The sequence below is a fragment of the Kribbella sp. NPDC023972 genome (genome assembly GCF_040639075.1).
Taxonomy (GTDB): Bacteria; Actinomycetota; Actinomycetes; order Propionibacteriales; family Kribbellaceae; genus Kribbella.
Genome location: NZ_JBEZZH010000003.1, coordinates 85,499 through 101,339 on the forward strand (window position 1 = coordinate 85,499; position 15,841 = coordinate 101,339).

The window sequence follows — 15,841 nt, forward strand, 5'->3', positions numbered from 1 at the left end:
CACTGTTCTCTGACCTGTGCGAGACTGGTCCCATGTCCGCACCGTCACTCCGCGCCCGAGTCCGCTCGGAGATGAGCCAGGAGATCAAGGACGTCGCCCGCCGGCACCTCGCCACGGACGGCGCCAACCTCTCCCTGCGCGCCGTCGCCCGCGACCTGGACATCGTCGCCTCGGCCCTCTACCGCTACTTCCCGAGTCGCGACGCCCTGCTCACCGCCCTGATCATCGACGCGTACGACGCTCTCGCCACCGCGGCGACCGAGGCGGACGCCGCCGTACCGCGTGACGATCTCCGCGGCCGTTGGCTGGCCGTCTGCCGCGCCGTACGGACCTGGGCGCTCGCCCACCCCGCGGAGTACGGCCTCATCTACGGCGCACCCGTCCCCGGCTACGCCGCCCCGCAAGACACCGTCGAGCCGGCCTCCAAGGTCATCCTGTTGCTCGTCGACATCGTCGTCGACGGCCTCGGCCGCCTCCAACCTCTCAAGGCCTCGCCACTCACCACGCCGCTGCGCGCCGACCTTCGCCGCCTCATCGAGCAACGCCACAGCGACCTGCTGGAGGAGCGACTCGACCGCGTCCTGGTCGCCTGGACTCACCTCTTCGGCGTGCTCAACTTCGAAGTCTTCGGCCGCCTCGACGAGATGATCGAAGCCCGCGCCGAGAACTTCGACCACCACATGGCCCTGATGGCCGACCTCACCGGCCTACCTCGGTGACCGTCGCCGAGTTCACCGAGCACCGCGGTCTCCTGTACGCCGTCGCCTACCGCCTGCTCGGCAGCGTCGCCGACGCGGAGGACGTCGTACAAGACACCTGGCTGCGCTGGAGCCGCGTGGACACGGCAACAGTCGAGGACCCAGAGGCCTACCTGGTCAAAGTCACCACCCGCTTGGCGATCGACCGCCTCCGCAGTGCCGCGGTACGACGTGAGTCCTACATCGGCCCATGGCTACCAGAGCCGATGCTCACCAGCCCTGACGCAGCCGATGACGTCGTCCGTGCCGACTCCATCTCGACGGCGATGCTGCTCGTCCTGGAGGCCCTGTCGCCCACGGAACGTGCGGTGTTCGTACTCAACGAGGCCTTCGGCTACAGCCTCGCCGAAATCGCGCGCATCCTCGGCCGACAGGACGCAGACGTACGCCAACTTGCCCGCCGTGCTCGCACAGCGGTCGCCGACCGACGCCGCAAGTACGACACCGATCAAGACACGCAGCAGCGGGTCGCCGAGCGCTTCCTCGAAGCCTGCCTGGGTGGAGACCTGAAGGCGCTGATGGAAGTCCTCGCACCGGACGTCACGATGATCAGCGACGGTGGCGGCCTGACCGGCGCACCGCGCAAACCCATTCACAGCCCGCAGTACGTCGCTCAGGCCATCATCCTGCTCTCGCAACGCCGCCCCGCCGACTCACACGTCGTACTGCGGCACCTCAACGGCGCTCCAGGCCTGGTCATCTACTCGGGCACCACACCGGTGATCGCAGCCACGCTGCATCTCGTCAACGGCGCCATCGAATCCATTCACGTCGTCAGCAACCCGGCAAAGCTCACCGGCGTCGCACCGTGACCTGACTCACCCCAGCCCACTGTCACGCTCCAGCTACCTGTCTCGTCCGTGAGGCGCCCACCCCCACGGATCGGAGCGCCTCATGTACGTCGCCTACCTGACAGCCACCCTCCTGGCCGCCGGCCTCACCGCGTCAGCCGCCATCGCGAACTTCATCGGCCACCACTACCCCAAGTCCCAGGCGGACAAGCTCGAGATCCCTCGCACCTGGATGCTCCCGTTGGGAACTCTCCTGGCCGCAGCCGCCCTGGGCCTCCTTGCCGGCCTCTTCATTCCGGCGCTAGGCACGCTCGCAAGCGCCGGTCTCGTCCTCTACTTCCTGGCGGCCCTGGCCGCCCACCTCCGAGTGGGCGACCACAGCCTCGCCGCCTGGAGTCTGTTCTTCGGCGCGGCCCTGGCTGCCTTCACCACCAACCTGGCGTACCACTGAGTGCCGGGGCAGCTCTTCGCGACGTCGTAGACGAGGTGGGTCACGCGATCGCCCTGGACGATCTGCGACGGGCGTACTCCCAGTCCTTCGGCGGTTCGTGCGTGCCCACGAAGACGTGCTCACCGGCGGCCGGGTGCCCGCAGGCCCCACAACCAACCGGCTAGGGGCGGGCCTCGAAACGTCCTAGGTGACGGCTAGTTCGGCGAGGAGAGCTTGGATCGCTGGGCTGGCGTCGGCGCTGCGCCGCCAGGCCGCGTGTACCTCACGCTTCGGTTGACGCCGCAGGGGCCGAGAGACGAGCTCGGAGCCCAACGGCGGGCGGGCAAGGCGAGGGATCAGGGCGATGACGTCGCCTGAAGCCACCAGTGACAGCTGGGTGGCGAAGTCATCCACCAGATGGCGTACGTCGGGGTCCTCCGGCACGTCCGCGAACAGGCGCCGGAACCACTGGTGACACACCGTGCCAGGCGGGCTCGTGACCCATGCGTAGCCGGCAAGGTCGGTGCCCACGAGTGGTGAGTCGAGCCCGGCGAGCGGATGCGCCCGGTGCATGACCACGTCGCCGACGTCGGTGTGTAGAAGGCGCTGGGTCAGGGTCGAGGGCAACGGGACCGGCAATCCATCGGCGTCGTGAACGAGAGCAAGATCGGCTGCACCGGCATCGACACTGTGCAGGGCTTGGTCAGGGTCCTGCTCGGTCACGTGGACGTGCAGGTCCGGGCAGCGCGCCGACAGTTGGCGGAGGATGGGCGCGAGCAACCCCCGGATAGCCGTCGAGAACCCAACCACGCGGAGGATTCCGCGCGGCGCGCCCTCCGCCACTGACTGGGCCGCCTCGGCGCAGCGCTCCAGGGCCTGGAATACCTCGGCCGCTGAGTCGACGATGGCCTGTCCGGCCGGAGTGAGTACGACGCCACGCCCAGCCGGAGCGAGCACCGGTACACCGACCTGGCGTTCCAGCCGCTTGATCTGCTGCGACACCGCCGAGGCTGTAAACCCCAGCTCATCGGCCGCCCGGGCCAGCGTCCCGAGAGCAGCAACCGATCGCAACGCCCGTAGAGCTCCGACATCAATCATGAAGCGAGACTACGCAATATGGGCAAAAGAGCATCGCTGGACCACGTCAATCGGGCAGCGGCAGGATCGCATCATGACTGACCAACTCTTCGGCGCCAACCTCGTTGCGATGGTGACCCCGATGCACCCCGATGGCACCATCAGCGAATCCGGGGTGGCCAGCCTCGTCGATCACCTGCTCACCACGGGATGCGACGGCATCGTGGTCGCCGGGACCACTGGCGAGTCGCCCACCCTGACCGAGGCCGAGACAGCCCGGCTCGTTCGTACCGTGGCGGACCAGACGGGCAACCGGGCAAAGGTGATCGCCGGTGTCGGCACCTACAACACAGCCGCCAGCGTCGAACGTGCCCAAGAAGCCGAAGCTGCCGGCGCGGATGCGCTGCTCCTGGTCTGCCCCTACTACTCCAAGCCGACTCAAGCCGGCGTGATCGCCCATTGCGTCGCGGTCGCCGATGCCACCGCGCTGCCCGTGATGCTGTACGACGTACCCGCACGCGCAGGCATCCCCTTCGAGGAGTCCACGCTGATCGAACTCGCCGGCCACCCCCGGATCCGGGCGGTCAAGGACGCCAAGGGCGACTTGTTCGAAGCGATGTCCGTCCTGTCCCGTACGTCGCTGGCCTACTACTGCGGCATCGACGAACTCAACCTGCCCTACCTCGCCTGCGGCGCCACCGGCGTAGTCAGCGTGGCCGGCAACATCGCCGCCGACCACAACGCCAACCTCATCCAAGCGATCCGCACCGGCGACCTCGCCACCGCCCGAGCGATCCAGACTGCGCTGATCCCCTTGGTGGACGCCATCATGCACACCTCCCAAGGCGCCATCATGGCCAAAGCCGCCCTGGCCGAACTCGGCATCATCCCCGACGCCACCGTCCGCCTCCCCCTCCTCGAGCCAACGCCGGCCCACCACGAACGCCTGACATCCGCCTTGGCGACCATCGCCGTACCCGCCTAGCCCGGCATCATCGGCCGGCGCGCCGACGCTGGAGCTGATGAGTGAGACCGTGACGCCTTCTCCAGTGGCACTGTTGCGCTGGGCAACTTGTCGCCCAAAGTTCTTCGGAGGTATTCAGGCCGTCGGGGCGGGGCGCCGCTCTGCGCGGGGTCTCAACGGGCGCTACCCCAGCTGGTCGCGGCGGCGGGTCAGGTAGGCGGTTTCGGCGGTGTTGCCTGTCAGCTCGATGGCTTTGTCGTACGCCGCCCGCGACTGCTGACTGCGGCCCAGCCGGCGCAGCAACTCGGCGCGGGTCGCGTGGTAGGCGTGGTAGCCGGCCAACTTGTCGTCGAGACGGTCGACGGCCGCCAGGGCCACCTCCGGACCGTCGAGCTCGGCGACCGCGATGGCCCGGTTGAGGGCGACGATGGGCGAGGGGTCGACGCGGACGAGTTGGTTGTAGAGGGCAACGATCTGCGACCAGTCGGTGTCGCGTACGTCGCGGGCGGAGGTGTGTACGGCGTTGATCGCTGCGAGGATCTGGTAGCGACCCGGAGCCACGCGAGAGGCCAGGCGCTCGCGCATCAGCCGATGACCCTCGGCGATCAGCGCCGCGTCCCAGGCGCCACGGTCCTGCTGGTCGATGGGGACCAGTTCGCCGCTGGCCGAAACCCGGGCGGTACGGCGGGCCTCGGTGAGGAGCATCAGCGCCAGCAGCCCGGCCACCTCACCGTCGTCCGGCATGAGGGCACGGATCAGGCGAGTGAGCCGGATCGCCTCCGCGGTCAGGTCATGACGGACGGGATCGGTGTCGGGGCCGGTCGCCAGGTAGCCCTCGTTGAAGACGAGGAAGAGGACGGCGAGTACGCCGGAGACGCGGGCCGGGAGATCCTCCGCGGACGGCACCCGGTAAGGGATGCGAGCCGCCTTGATCTTGGCCTTCGCGCGGGTGATCCGCTGCCCCATCGCGGTCTCCTGCACCAGGAAGGCACGGGCGATCTCTGGCACGGTCAGACCGCCGACCATGCGCAGCGTCAGCGCCACGCGAGTCTCCATCGAAAGCGCCGGGTGACAGCAGGTGAAGATCAGCCGGAGCCGCTCGTCGTCGATCACCCCGAGCGGCTCGGGCGGGTCGTCGTACACCATCTGAGCCTCCCTGTGCTTGTCGTCGCGCTTGCTCTCGCGCCGGATCCTGTCGATTGCCTTGCGGTTGGCGGTGGTGGTCAGCCAGGCGCCGGGGTTGGGAGGTACGCCGTCGGCCGGCCAGCGCGCGACGGCGGTCGCGAACGCCTCGGCCGCCGCCTCCTCGGCGATGTCGAGGTCACCGAAACGTCTGGTCAGGGCGGCGACCACCCGGGCCCACTCCTCGTGGTGCACCCGGGTGATCGCCTCCTCGACGTCGCTCACTGGAATGGCCGCAGTTCGATCTTCCGATCGCAGATCTTCGACGCCTCGGTGGCGAGCTTGAGCGCCACATCCAGATCGGGGGCCTCCCACACCCAGACGCCGGCAAGGTACTCCTTCGACTCCACGAACGGCCCGTCGCTGAACACCGCCTGCTCGCCCCGGTTGTCGATCACCGTGGCCGCGGTGGTGTCTGCGAGTCCGCCCGCGAAAACCCAGTAGCCCTCGGCGATCAGTCGTTCGTTGAACGCGCTGATGGCAGGCTGCCTGTCCGTGCTGCCGGGATTGCTCTTGTCGTCGATCACGGAAACCAGGTACTGCATTTCGAATCATCTCCTGTCGGTCTGGGGCGTCCCACCGGGGAGGCCGCTCACCCCTGCTACGAACACCGCTGCCCCGATCCGACACCGCCACCCGAACTTCTTTCAAGAACTTCCGGGACGCGCGACTGTAGCGATGGGGCAGCGACAGTATCCCGTCCGGTGGTCCGGCGCATGCTTCAGGCGGTCGCGTACTGCGGGCGCCCGTTGGGCCGGTAGACCTGGATCGTTATCGCCTCCGGGGTGGCTCGCGCGTCGACCAGTTCAAGTGCTGCGTCCGGGCCGGTGGCGGGGAACAGCCGCGTGCCCCCTGCATCACTCCGTCGACAGAGAGGTTCGTAACAGTCGTCAGTTTCATGGTCGCCCTTCCCTTCTCGCTGAGTATGTCGTCGTTCGATGGGGGACGCCCTTCGTCGGCGGCCCCGCGAACTCATGCAATGGGAATACACAGGAAGTTGGGGGGTACCTCACGCACCCAATCCATAGGGGAGGAGCAGTTCATGATTGACCAGGATCAGGTGCAGAGGGTGATCGGTCGTGATGCCTACGGCAGCGACGGCGACAAGATCGGCCGGGTGGGCCAGGTGTTTCTCGACGACCAGACGGGCCGGCCGGACTTCGCGACGGTGAACACGGGACTGTTCGGGATGAGTGAAAGCTTTGTTCCGCTGGCCGAGGCGACAGTGACCGATGCGGGGTTGTCGGTGCCGTTCACCAAGGACCGGGTCAAGGGCGCACCGAACGTCAGCCCTGACCGTGGGCACCTGTCGGAGGAAGACGAACAGATGCTGTTCGAGTACTACGGCCTGGGCTATGACGCGTCGGCCGGGCGGCACCGCGGTGACACCGGTGACGTGGGTGACGGTGCTGTGGGCCGTGATATTTCGGGTCCGACCACGGACGAGGCGATGACGCGCTCGGAGGAGCGGCTCGATGTCGGTACCCAGCGGCAGGAGAGCGGCCGGGTCCGGTTGCGCAAGTACGTGGAGACCGAGCAGGTACAGACCACCGTGCCGGTGCAGCGCGAGCGGGCGGTGGTAGAGCGTGAACCGATCACCGACGACAACATCGACGCGGCCACGTCGGGACCGGAGATCTCGGAGGAAGAGCACGAGGTCGTCCTGCACGAGGAGAAGCCGGTGGTTGGAACTCACGTCGAGCCGGTCGAGCGGGTCCGACTGGGCAAGGAACAGCGCACCGACGAGGAGGCCGTGTCCGGTGAGGTGCGCAAGGAGCGCATCGAAGCCGAGGGCGACATCGACCACAGGTAGGCGAGGTGCCCGGCGAGTCCAGAACACCGCGGCGCCGCGGTGTTCTGGCGCGTTCGTCGGCCCCACCTGCACGGGGTACCGGACGTTGATGGCGAGTGCTTGTGGAGAGCCATGGGCCTTCTGCGTTCCGGTGTGATCAGCGGGCGAAGGCGCGACGGACAGCCCTGATCCGCCAGGTACGGCGGGACTGCGACCTGGACGACTGGGCGCGAGCCGCGCGTCGGATCTCGCGAGCGGTACGACGCTCCGCGGCGTCACGGACCCGCTCGTCGATCTGCTGCTTGGCGATCCAGGTGGCAAGTTCCGGGTCGGCGATCATCGAGTTCATGAGTTCCTCCTGTGTGGTTGATGCCGTGAAGGCCGACACCACGCTCGTTCGGTCAGGAAGCAGGCGGCGCGCCGGTCCGGGGTCCGGTGTCTGCCGGGGCTGCTCGCCGGGTCAGTGGTGGGGCTGCGGCTGTGCCAGATCACGGCAGACGGTGATCAGCGCGTCGAACTGGCTCTGCGTGGACGGTGGACTGTCGCTGAAGTCACCGGCGTAGTAGCCGTTGTGCGGGTGGATCCCACCGGTCCAGGTCCCCGAGTCCTCTTCGAGGATCAACGCTGTCGCCATGTCGTCCACCACCTTCAGTTCGAGGGCTGAGGCTGGTCCTCAGCGGTCCTTGTGGTGTTCACGACGCTATGGGCGCGCACCCCCCGAGCGCGTCGTCGGAAGGCCTTGTTCGCGCTGGCCCCAAGCGATGAGCGGCCGTACTACTTTGGTAGGACGCAGGCCACGAGCGACTTGACGTACGTTGACCAGGTGAGTCGAACGCGGCTGTTCTTCTCGAAGTACGGTCTCGACCTCCTGATTGTGATTGCGGCGGTCGAGAGCGCGATCAGTACGGCGTTGCGTGACGACCCGGGTCACCCGACCGGCCCGGTGTTGTGGTTCGAAGTGTTCGCGGTCGCCGCCGTGATTCTCGCCCTGCTCGCGCGACGCCGCTTTCCCTTCATCGCGCCGGCGGGCACCTGGCTGGTCAGTCCAGCGCTTTCCTTCGCGGACGGCGCCCTGATCGTCGACAAAGCCGGGCTCTTCGTCGCCGGAATGGGTGCTGCCGTGCTGCTCGGGAACCTCCGCCGCGACACGCAGGCACGGGTCGGCCTGGCGATCGTACTCAGCGGCGCAGCCATCATCGTCTACAACGATTCGGATCACGCGACAGGCGAGCTCATCTTCACTCCGGTGCTGTTCGCGATCGGCTGGCTCGTCGGCTTCGCGCTACGGGAGCGAACCGAGCGGATCGAGGCTGCCGAGGAGCGCGCGACTCGGGCCGAGAGAGAGCGGGAGGCGGCGGCTCGCGTTGCCGTGGCCGAGGAGCGCGGACGGATCGCGCGAGAGCTCCATGATGTCGTCGCGCACGCCGTCAGCGTGATGGTCCTCCAGGTCGGAGCTGTGCGCCACCGGATGCCGGCGACCGACACGGAGGATCGGGAGACGCTCGAGAACGTCGAGCAGGCCGGACGGATGGCACTGGCGGAGATGCGCCGCCTTCTCAACGCGATGCGACAGGACGGCGAGGAGCTCGAGCTCCTGCCGCACCCGGGACTCGACAACCTCGACTCACTCGTGGACGACGTACGGGCTGCGGGGCTGCCGGTGCGGCTCCAGATCCGCGGTGAGCCGTTCGCGCTGCCGCCAGGCCTCGACCTCTCTGCCTACCGCATCTTGCAGGAGGGACTCACCAACGCCCTCAAGCACGCCCGTGCGAGCCAGGCGGAGGTGGACGTGCAGTACTCCGCCACAGAGCTTCGACTCGAAGTACGTGACGACGGACCCGGCGGCCCTTCGACCGACGCCGGTCTCGGTCACGGGCTGGTCGGCATCCGCGAGCGCGTCAAGATCTTCGGCGGGGACATGACCGCGGGGGCCTCCCGCACCGGCGGCTTCGTGCTCCGCGCGCGGCTTCCGTTGGAGGGCGGTGCCAGATGACCATCCGCGTCCTCGTGGTGGACGACCAGTCGATGGTGCGAGCGGGGTTCCGGCTGCTGCTCGCCGACGAACCCGACCTGGAGGTCGTGGCGGAGGCGAGCAACGGCCGCGAGGCGGTGGCCCAGGCAGCCCGCTTCCACCCGAACGTCATCCTGATGGACATCCGGATGCCGGAGCTCGACGGGCTCGAGGCGACCCGACGGATCCTGGCCGCGGACGCGTCTGCGCGGATCCTGATCCTCACCACCTTCGATCTCGACGACTACGTCTACCAAGCGCTGCGAGCCGGCGCGAGCGGCTTCGTCCTCAAGGACGACCCTCCCGAGCAACTGATCGCCGCCGTGCGAACCGTTGCCGGCGGAGACGCCCTTCTGTCGCCCGCCATCACCAAACGCGTGATCCAGCACTTCACCCGCCTCCACCGGCAGGCTCCGCCGAAGGCGGTGGACACCTTGACCACCCGGGAGTTGGACGTGTTCCGCCTGATCACGCGGGGTCTGTCCAACGCCGAGATCGGGCAGGAGCTCTTCATCAGCGACACGACGGTCAAGACGCACGTCACCCGCCTGCTGCAGAAGCTCGACCTGCGCGACCGCGCACAGGCGATCGTCCTCGCCTACCAGACCGGCCTGTTCGACGCGTCCGAGACGCGGCCCCAGGAGCGACCCGACGGCTCACGCTGAGCTGCTCCGCCGGCTCCTTAGGCGCTGGGTCCTACCTGAGTAGGACTCACAACTCATCGGCTGGTCGCACTCACGCGCGACCTCATGACGACGCGACGGCGCGTCCGCGTTCCTAGCGTTGAGGCATGCAGTCAGCCACTCGAGGAGCAGCGCCATGAACCACCAAGAACGGGTAAGGACACAAGGGAGCACACGTCCATGATCACCATCGATTCACTGTCCAAGAGGTACGGCGCCAGCACCGTCGTCGACGACGTCAGTTTCGTTGCGCCAGCGGGCCGGGTGACCGGCTTCCTGGGTCCGAACGGGGCCGGCAAGTCCACCTCGATGCGCATGATGGTGGGTCTCACCGCACCCACCTCGGGAAGTGCCACCATCTCCGGTCGCAGGTTCGCGGACCTTCCCAACCCAGGCCGCGAGGTCGGCGTGATGCTTGACGCCTCCGCCCAGCATGCCGGCCGTACCGGCCGCGAGATCCTCACCATCGCGCAGCGGATGATGGGGCTACCCGGCCGTCGGGTCGACGAGATGATTGAGCTGGTCGGCCTCACCGGAACCGAGGCGAATCGTCGGGTGGGCAAGTACTCGCTCGGGATGCGTCAGCGACTCGGCATCGCCACCGCCCTGATCGGCGACCCGGCCGTACTGATCCTCGACGAACCAGCCAACGGGCTCGATCCGGCCGGCATCCGCTGGATGAGGGACCTGCTCCGCGAGTACGCGGACCAGGGAGGAACCGTCTTGCTGTCCTCGCACCTGCTGCGCGAGATCGAGATCATCGCCGATGACATCGTGATGATCGGCAACGGCAGGATCGTCTGCCAGGGCGCCAAGACGGAGCTCCTGCAGTCCGCGGGCACTGTCGCCCGTGCCGCGGACGTGTACGCCCTCAAGCGGGCACTCGACACGTCCGGTCTTCACACCACCGTCTCCGATGACGGGGCGCTGCGCGCCGACGCGGACCCGACGCGGGTCGGTCGTGTGGCGCACGAGGCAGGCGTAGCTCTCATCGAGTTGCGCACCGCCGACGGCGGACTGGAGGAGATGTTCCTTCAGCTCACCGCCGACACTCAACGAGAAAGGAAAGCCGCATGACCGCCATCGTCATCGACCCCGTCCGTGAGCAGCGCGCCGACGTCTATCCGGTGCCCCTCTCGCGAGTGGTCAACGTCGAACTCCGCAAGATGTTCGACACCCGTTCCGGCTTCTGGCTGATGGCGAGCATCGTCATCACCGCCATCCTGACCACTGTCGGGACAGTCGCGTTCGCCCCCGACGCGGACCTCACCTATTACACCTTCGCCAAGGCGATCGGGTTCCCGATGACGGTCGTCCTGCCGATCATCGCCACCTTGTCGATCACCGGCGAGTGGAGCCAACGCAGCGGCCTGACAACGTTCACGCTGGTCCCGCACCGAAGCCGGGTCATCGCTGCCAAGGCAGTCTCGTCGGTTGCCGTGGCCATCGCATCGATGCTGTTCGCCTTCGTGATCGGAGCGATCGGCAACCTGGTCGGAACCGCGATCGCCGGGACAGACCTGGTGTGGGACGTGTCCCTCGCCGAGGGCGTGAACATCGTGCTGGGCAGCCTGCTCTGTCTGCTGACCGGCACCATGCTGGGCATGTTGATCCGCAGCTCGGCGGCGGCACTGGCGGCGTACTTCGTCTACTCGCTCCTGCTGCCCACCGTCTCCGGCATCCTGGCCTCCAGCCAGGAGTGGTTCCGCGACCTGCGGCCATGGGTAGATCTCAACTACGCCCAGGCCGCCCTGTTCGAAGGCACCCTCACCGCTGAGCAGTGGGCCAACGTCGCGGTCACAGCGTCAACGTGGCTCGTCCTGCCCGCCATCCTCGGACTCCGGCTGGTCATGAAGTCAGAGGTCAAGTAGACGCCCGGCGATGTTCGCACCGCGACCCCCGGCGGTGTCACCGGCTCAGAGGCCCTGTTGCTCGACCGAGCGACAGGGCCTCTGGCCTGGCCGGCGCCCGCCGATGCCGTTGCTGACGGCAACTTGCAGCACGTCCGGTCCCTCGCCGGCAAGGCAAGCGCGCGACGGGCCTGACCCGAGCATCGACGGCCGGACGGCGTGGCTTCTTCTCGCTGCGGGCTCGTTCCGTCACTGTGGGGTTGACAGCGATTTGTACAAGGAGGGGACTGTGATCCGTCGTACCCGGGACAAGCGCTCCACCGATGTTCGTCTGACCTTCGCCATTCCTCTCGACGCGCACGACGGCCCGGTCTCCGTGGTGGGGGACTTCAACGGTTGGACACCAGGCGCACACGCGCTCGTCAAGCGCAGCAACGGCACCCGGTCGGCGGTTGTGTCGTTGCCGGCCGGCACGGAGGCGCGGTTCCGGTACCTCGGCGACGGCGGACGGTGGTTCGACGACCCGGACGCCGACTGGCTCGACGATGAGGGCGGTCTCGTCCGCGTCTAGGTTCGCTCGTGCGCCGGCAGATCAGCGCTGTCGCGGGCGCTCTCCCGCACGAAGAAACTCGTCGCCGCCTTCAGGATCTCGATCGTACGTTCGAGCTCGGCGTCTTGCGCTTGAGTTCGCGGTTCTCCCGGGCCAGCTGCGAAGACACTCCCTCAGCCTCACGAGCGTCGACAGCGGCGTGGGCCGAGCGCGACTCCTTGCGATTGGGCTGGTGTCGGGGTCGGGCACCTGATGCGGCCCGACCCCGACGGTGCTTTCCCTCGTTGCCCTGCTCAGGGATCGGTGAGCTGTGAGCGGCCGAGACCGGCGAGTAGCAGCCCGATGGCATAGGCCGCGAGCCTCAGCAGTGCAGCCCACGGTTCTGACAGCGCAGTGTCATGGGTCCACCCCAGGGTCAGCGCGGAGTTGGTGAGACCGTTGGGCAGCCACTGGGCGAGGCCGGGTTCCCGCAGCACGACCGGCAGCACGCCGTCGACCAGGAACGCCCCGAAGACCACGCCTACGGCGAGGGCCGGGTTACGAAGGAGTTCCCCGATCCCCACGCCGGCGACGGCGTACAACGCGGTGACCAAGGCGATGCTGGTCACCGCAGCCGCAACCCCGTGCTCCGACGGCTCGACGGCGATGCCGCGGCTGGCGAGTACAACAGCGCCTCCAGCCACCAACACCAGCTCTACGACGACGGCAAGGGCTACGCCGCAGAAGGCGGCTGCAGCGGCCTTTCCCAGCACCAGGCCAGGTATCCGAGGATGCCCTAACCGAGTATTCAGCACGGTGCGGTGCCGATGTTCCGAGGTGCTGAGCAGCAGGCCGAGCAGCAGCGCGGCCGCGCCTACCCACCTGCCGGGGGCCCGCGCGAGATCGCCCAGCACTGAGGGCTCGAGGGCGGGTTGCCCCGGCCTGCCCAGCAGGGCTGCGTTGAGAGCGAGTATGGCTGCTGCCAGCGTGACTAGGGCGATTGCGATCGCCCAAGGGGTGCGGGTAGTGCGTAGCTTGAACAGCTCGGTGGAGATGACGGTGTTCATGATGGCTCCTTGGGCGTGGCGGTGAGGCGCAGGAAGAGGTCTTCGAGGGATTCGGCGCCGGTGCCGGCGAGTGCGGCGATCCGGTCGTGGGCGACGAGACGGCCTTGCTGGATGACGATGACGTCGTCGACCGTCTGGGCCAGCTCGGCCAGCAGATGGCTGGAGACCAGCACCGACCGGCCCTGGTCGCCCAGACCGCGGATGAGGGAGCGGAGCCAGCGCACGCCATCGGGGTCAAGACCGTTGGCTGGTTCATCCAGCACCAGGATGCCCGGGTCGCCGAGCAGGGCTGCGGCCAGCGCGAGGCGCTGCCGCATGCCCAAGGAGTAGCCACCGACCCGGCGACCCGCGGCGTCGGTGAGGTCGACCAGGCCCAGGACCTCATCGACTCGAGCGCTGGGAATCCGGCCGAGCCGAGCGACCGCGCGTAAGGCGTTGCGGCCGGTACGCCCTGGATGAAAGCAGTTCGGGTCGATCAGCGCACCGACGTGGCGCAGCGGGTCGTGCAGCTCGGCGTACCGCCGACCGCCAACCGTCGCGATGCCTGAGGTGGCGGTGGTCAGGCCGAGCAAGATCCGCAGCGTTGTCGACTTGCCCGCTCCGTTGCGGCCGACGAATCCTGTCACCCGGCCCGGTTCGAGCGTGAAGGTGAGGTCGTCCACGGCGGTGACTCGCCCGTAGCGCTTGGTCAGCGAGTGGACCGCGATGCCTTCCATGATGGCTCCCTGGTCGTTGTTGCCCGCGGCTCTCGCGGGTCAACTTCGAAGCTAGGGATGTCTGAACCCCGCGGCGTCGGCCGCGAGGACGCACCTCGTCGTACATCGCAGGCATGGCCCGTACTCCGCGCGGAGTACGGCTCAGCTGCCACCCGGCACTACCAGGCCGGCCTCGTATGCGGCGACGACCAGTTGCGTCCGGTCACGCAGGCCCAGCTTGGTCAGGATGCGACTCACGTGGGTCTTGGCCGTCAGCGGGCTCACCAGCAGCCGGCCGGCGACCTCCACGTTCGACAACCCCTGCGCGACGAGCACAAGAACCTCGCGTTCGCGGTCTGTGAGGCTGTCGAGAGTTTCCGGCTGCGGCCGCCCGACGGTCGGGCGGGTGGCGAACTCGCGGATCAGCCGGGTGGTGACCGCCGGCGCGAGCAGGGACTCGCCGGCAGCGACCACCCGCACCGCGTGGACGATCTCCTCCGGTGCGGCGTCCTTGAGCAGGAAGCCGCTGGCGCCCGCGGTCAGTGCTCCGAACACGTGCTCGTCAAGGTCGAACGTGGTCAGGATCAGTATCCGTACAGCTGCCAGGTCCGGCTCGGCGCGGATGCGGCGGGTGGCCTCGATGCCGTCCAGCACGGGCATCCGGACGTCCATCAGCAGTACGTCGGGGCGCTGCAGGCGGGCCAGCGTCACCGCCTGATCGCCGTTGGCCGCCTCACCAATCACCGTGACGCCTTCGGCGTACCCGAGTTGCACTCGTAGCCCATCGCGGACCAGCGACTGATCATCGGCGATGCCGACTCGGATCGTCATCGTGTCGACCCCTTTCGCAGTGGCAGCCGGGCAATCACTCTCGCCACCCCTGCACATCGTCGCGCGGGCCTGCCTCAAGGGTGCCGCCTGCTGCGGCTATGCGCTCCTGCAATCCGAGCAGGCCGTAACTGGGGCGATCGCTCTGCGCCCCGCCACCAGTCCCGCTGTCGCTGACCTCGATCGTCAGGTCGTCACTCGCCCGCAGAATGATCGCGATCGGGGCGCCCGCTGCGTGGCGGATGGCATTGGTGAGGGCTTCCTGCAGCACTCGGTACGCGGTCAGTCCAGCTACCGCGGGCACTGCATCCAGTGGCCCGCTCCGGTCCACCGTGACCCGATGGCCGGCGGCTCGGGCGTCTTGAACCAGCGTGTCGAGCCGGTCCAAACCCGGTGTCGGCGCCGCATCGGCTTCGCCCGGGCGCAGCACACCGAGCAGTTGCCGCATCTCGGTCAGCGCTCCGCGGCTGGCCTGCTCCACCGCATCGAGGGCCCGTCGCGCGGTCGCCGGGTCACCGGCGTCCAGCGCCAGACGCGCTGCGCCGGACTGTACGGCGATCATGCTCAGCCCGTGGCCCACCAGATCGTGCATGTCCCGTGCGATACGCAGGCGCTCGTCGGCGATCGCCTCCTTACGCTCGGCTTCCCGCTGGCTGCGTTGTGTCTGAACTCGAGCTGACTGCAGCCGAACCAGGACCGCGGCCAACAGCACAACGACCGTCAGGGACACCACCAGCGGCAGCGACGACGTTCGGCCGTGTACGAGAGCACCGATCGCGCTACCAAGAACCACTCCAAGCGCGGCAGCGACCGCGCCACGCACGGCGATCCTGAGATCGGGGACATGCCGAGCAAGTACGACGACCGCCAGCCAGCCAGCGTCCGGCACAACCGGACCGGCGATCAGCGCAAGCACCAAGGAAGCGATGACCGCGACAGCGGCGACCACCCAGGGCCGTTTCCGCCGCCAGAGCAGCGCTCCGCCGACAACGACAGCCGCGAGGGACGTCGGAGCCTGGCCCATCGAGGACACGTCGGCTTCGGGACCCACGGACACCCGGACCGACAGGACGACGGCGGCACCGAGCGCCACAGCCCAATCCCGGACGTTGCGCCCACGCTCTGCGGCACCCACAGAATGCAGCCTGCCAGAAAGGTGGCCGCCGTGTGTTGCCCGCAGTGGG

Annotated in this window: 19 protein-coding genes; 10 read left to right on the plus strand and 9 right to left on the minus strand. The window is 68.1% G+C overall.

Annotated features, from left to right (window positions below):
* Positions 1–32 precede the first annotated feature (32 nt).
* The 3 genes from AB0F43_RS13410 to AB0F43_RS13420 all read left to right on the plus strand — a co-directional run bounded on the left by AB0F43_RS13410 (position 33) and on the right by AB0F43_RS13420 (position 2,000).
* Positions 33–719 (plus strand): TetR/AcrR family transcriptional regulator, encoded by a 687-nt coding sequence (locus tag AB0F43_RS13410; RefSeq protein WP_360474779.1) that lies wholly within the window; start codon positions 33–35, stop codon positions 717–719.
* Positions 716–1,570: an RNA polymerase sigma-70 factor gene (locus AB0F43_RS13415; protein WP_360474781.1), complete on the plus strand. Its 855-nt coding sequence runs from the start codon at positions 716–718 to the stop codon at positions 1,568–1,570. The genes AB0F43_RS13410 and AB0F43_RS13415 overlap by 4 nt, the downstream gene beginning before the upstream one ends.
* Before the next feature lie 82 nt (positions 1,571–1,652).
* Complete coding sequence (locus AB0F43_RS13420) at positions 1,653–2,000, plus strand: DoxX family protein (RefSeq protein ID WP_360474784.1); 348 nt, start codon at positions 1,653–1,655, stop codon at positions 1,998–2,000.
* Positions 2,001–2,183: 183 nt separating this feature from the next.
* Here the strand turns inward: AB0F43_RS13420 and AB0F43_RS13425 are convergent, their stop codons facing one another.
* A complete protein-coding gene (locus AB0F43_RS13425) occupies positions 2,184–3,077 on the minus strand; it encodes a LysR family transcriptional regulator (RefSeq protein WP_360474787.1) in 894 nt (297 codons plus the stop codon).
* Between AB0F43_RS13425 and dapA the strand changes: the two genes are divergently transcribed.
* Positions 3,076–4,041: a 4-hydroxy-tetrahydrodipicolinate synthase gene (gene dapA / locus AB0F43_RS13430; RefSeq protein WP_360474790.1), complete on the plus strand. Its 966-nt coding sequence runs from the start codon at positions 3,076–3,078 to the stop codon at positions 4,039–4,041. The two genes, AB0F43_RS13425 and dapA, sit on opposite strands and share 2 nt — an antisense overlap.
* A 162-nt stretch (positions 4,042–4,203) precedes the next feature.
* On the opposite strand, the gene AB0F43_RS13435 is transcribed toward dapA, so the two are convergent.
* Both AB0F43_RS13435 and AB0F43_RS13440 read right to left on the minus strand, forming a co-directional pair.
* Positions 4,204–5,427 carry an RNA polymerase sigma factor gene (locus tag AB0F43_RS13435; RefSeq protein WP_360474793.1) on the minus strand — a complete coding sequence of 408 codons (1,224 nt, stop codon included), beginning with the start codon at positions 5,425–5,427 and terminating at the stop codon, positions 4,204–4,206.
* On the minus strand, positions 5,424–5,747 hold the full coding sequence (locus tag AB0F43_RS13440; RefSeq protein ID WP_360474796.1) for a YciI family protein: 324 nt from the start codon (positions 5,745–5,747) through the stop codon (positions 5,424–5,426). Before AB0F43_RS13440 ends, AB0F43_RS13435 begins: the two co-directional genes overlap by 4 nt.
* 497 nt (positions 5,748–6,244) lie before the next feature.
* On the opposite strand from AB0F43_RS13440, the gene AB0F43_RS13445 reads away from it, so the two are divergent.
* Positions 6,245–7,015, plus strand: coding sequence for a PRC and DUF2382 domain-containing protein (locus AB0F43_RS13445; RefSeq protein WP_360474799.1), 771 nt, complete (start codon positions 6,245–6,247; stop codon positions 7,013–7,015).
* Between the two features lie 136 nt (positions 7,016–7,151).
* Here the strand turns inward: AB0F43_RS13445 and AB0F43_RS13450 are convergent, their stop codons facing one another.
* Complete coding sequence (locus tag AB0F43_RS13450) at positions 7,152–7,343, minus strand: hypothetical protein (RefSeq protein ID WP_360474802.1); 192 nt, start codon at positions 7,341–7,343, stop codon at positions 7,152–7,154.
* Positions 7,344–7,454: 111 nt separating this feature from the next.
* On the minus strand, positions 7,455–7,628 hold the full coding sequence (locus tag AB0F43_RS13455; RefSeq protein WP_360474805.1) for a hypothetical protein: 174 nt from the start codon (positions 7,626–7,628) through the stop codon (positions 7,455–7,457).
* Positions 7,629–7,817: 189 nt separating this feature from the next.
* Here AB0F43_RS13455 and AB0F43_RS13460 point away from each other — a divergent pair, with 189 nt between their 5' ends.
* The 5 genes from AB0F43_RS13460 (at position 7,818) to AB0F43_RS13480 (ending at position 12,109) form a co-directional block, all read left to right on the plus strand.
* Positions 7,818–8,987: a sensor histidine kinase gene (locus tag AB0F43_RS13460; RefSeq protein WP_360474808.1), complete on the plus strand. Its 1,170-nt coding sequence runs from the start codon at positions 7,818–7,820 to the stop codon at positions 8,985–8,987.
* The gene (locus AB0F43_RS13465; RefSeq protein ID WP_360474810.1) at positions 8,984–9,670 is read left to right on the plus strand and encodes a response regulator transcription factor; all 687 of its coding nucleotides are present in this window, start codon (positions 8,984–8,986) and stop codon (positions 9,668–9,670) included. The genes AB0F43_RS13460 and AB0F43_RS13465 overlap by 4 nt, the downstream gene beginning before the upstream one ends.
* 198 nt (positions 9,671–9,868) lie before the next feature.
* Complete coding sequence (locus AB0F43_RS13470; protein WP_360474813.1) at positions 9,869–10,765, plus strand: ATP-binding cassette domain-containing protein; 897 nt, start codon at positions 9,869–9,871, stop codon at positions 10,763–10,765.
* On the plus strand, positions 10,762–11,559 hold the full coding sequence (locus AB0F43_RS13475) for an ABC transporter permease (RefSeq protein WP_360474816.1): 798 nt from the start codon (positions 10,762–10,764) through the stop codon (positions 11,557–11,559). Before AB0F43_RS13470 ends, AB0F43_RS13475 begins: the two co-directional genes overlap by 4 nt.
* 268 nt (positions 11,560–11,827) lie before the next feature.
* Positions 11,828–12,109 (plus strand): isoamylase early set domain-containing protein, encoded by a 282-nt coding sequence (locus tag AB0F43_RS13480; protein ID WP_360474819.1) that lies wholly within the window; start codon positions 11,828–11,830, stop codon positions 12,107–12,109.
* A 272-nt stretch (positions 12,110–12,381) separates the two neighbouring features.
* Here the strand turns inward: AB0F43_RS13480 and AB0F43_RS13485 are convergent, their stop codons facing one another.
* The 4 genes from AB0F43_RS13485 to AB0F43_RS13500 form a co-directional block, all read right to left on the minus strand.
* Positions 12,382–13,134, minus strand: a complete 753-nt coding sequence (locus tag AB0F43_RS13485) for a hypothetical protein (protein ID WP_360474821.1) — start codon at positions 13,132–13,134, stop codon at positions 12,382–12,384.
* Positions 13,131–13,850 carry an ATP-binding cassette domain-containing protein gene (locus AB0F43_RS13490; protein ID WP_360474824.1) on the minus strand — a complete coding sequence of 240 codons (720 nt, stop codon included), beginning with the start codon at positions 13,848–13,850 and terminating at the stop codon, positions 13,131–13,133. Before AB0F43_RS13490 ends, AB0F43_RS13485 begins: the two co-directional genes overlap by 4 nt.
* Positions 13,851–13,991: 141 nt before the next feature.
* Positions 13,992–14,660 (minus strand): response regulator transcription factor, encoded by a 669-nt coding sequence (locus AB0F43_RS13495; RefSeq protein ID WP_360474827.1) that lies wholly within the window; start codon positions 14,658–14,660, stop codon positions 13,992–13,994.
* A 34-nt stretch (positions 14,661–14,694) separates the two neighbouring features.
* On the minus strand, positions 14,695–15,792 hold the full coding sequence (locus AB0F43_RS13500; protein WP_360474830.1) for a sensor histidine kinase: 1,098 nt from the start codon (positions 15,790–15,792) through the stop codon (positions 14,695–14,697).
* Positions 15,793–15,841 lie beyond the last annotated feature (49 nt).

What these genes read in the sequence shown, in the direction of transcription:
- AB0F43_RS13490 (WP_360474824.1), bottom strand. Translation starts at nt 13,850, where the DNA reads ATGGAAGGCATCGCGGTCCACTCGCTGACCAAGCGCTACGGGCGAGTC.
- dapA (WP_360474790.1), top strand. Translation starts at nt 3,076, where the DNA reads ATGAAGCGAGACTACGCAATATGGGCAAAAGAGCATCGCTGGACCACG.
- AB0F43_RS13470 (WP_360474813.1), top strand. Translation starts at nt 9,869, where the DNA reads ATGATCACCATCGATTCACTGTCCAAGAGGTACGGCGCCAGCACCGTC.
- AB0F43_RS13455 (WP_360474805.1), bottom strand. Translation starts at nt 7,628, where the DNA reads ATGGCGACAGCGTTGATCCTCGAAGAGGACTCGGGGACCTGGACCGGT.
- AB0F43_RS13445 (WP_360474799.1), top strand. Translation starts at nt 6,245, where the DNA reads ATGATTGACCAGGATCAGGTGCAGAGGGTGATCGGTCGTGATGCCTAC.
- AB0F43_RS13450 (WP_360474802.1), bottom strand. Translation starts at nt 7,343, where the DNA reads ATGAACTCGATGATCGCCGACCCGGAACTTGCCACCTGGATCGCCAAG.
- AB0F43_RS13440 (WP_360474796.1), bottom strand. Translation starts at nt 5,747, where the DNA reads ATGCAGTACCTGGTTTCCGTGATCGACGACAAGAGCAATCCCGGCAGC.
- AB0F43_RS13475 (WP_360474816.1), top strand. Translation starts at nt 10,762, where the DNA reads ATGACCGCCATCGTCATCGACCCCGTCCGTGAGCAGCGCGCCGACGTC.
- AB0F43_RS13410 (WP_360474779.1), top strand. Translation starts at nt 33, where the DNA reads ATGTCCGCACCGTCACTCCGCGCCCGAGTCCGCTCGGAGATGAGCCAG.
- AB0F43_RS13495 (WP_360474827.1), bottom strand. Translation starts at nt 14,660, where the DNA reads ATGACGATCCGAGTCGGCATCGCCGATGATCAGTCGCTGGTCCGCGAT.
- AB0F43_RS13425 (WP_360474787.1), bottom strand. Translation starts at nt 3,077, where the DNA reads ATGATTGATGTCGGAGCTCTACGGGCGTTGCGATCGGTTGCTGCTCTC.
- AB0F43_RS13420 (WP_360474784.1), top strand. Translation starts at nt 1,653, where the DNA reads ATGTACGTCGCCTACCTGACAGCCACCCTCCTGGCCGCCGGCCTCACC.
- AB0F43_RS13465 (WP_360474810.1), top strand. Translation starts at nt 8,984, where the DNA reads ATGACCATCCGCGTCCTCGTGGTGGACGACCAGTCGATGGTGCGAGCG.
- AB0F43_RS13485 (WP_360474821.1), bottom strand. Translation starts at nt 13,134, where the DNA reads ATGAACACCGTCATCTCCACCGAGCTGTTCAAGCTACGCACTACCCGC.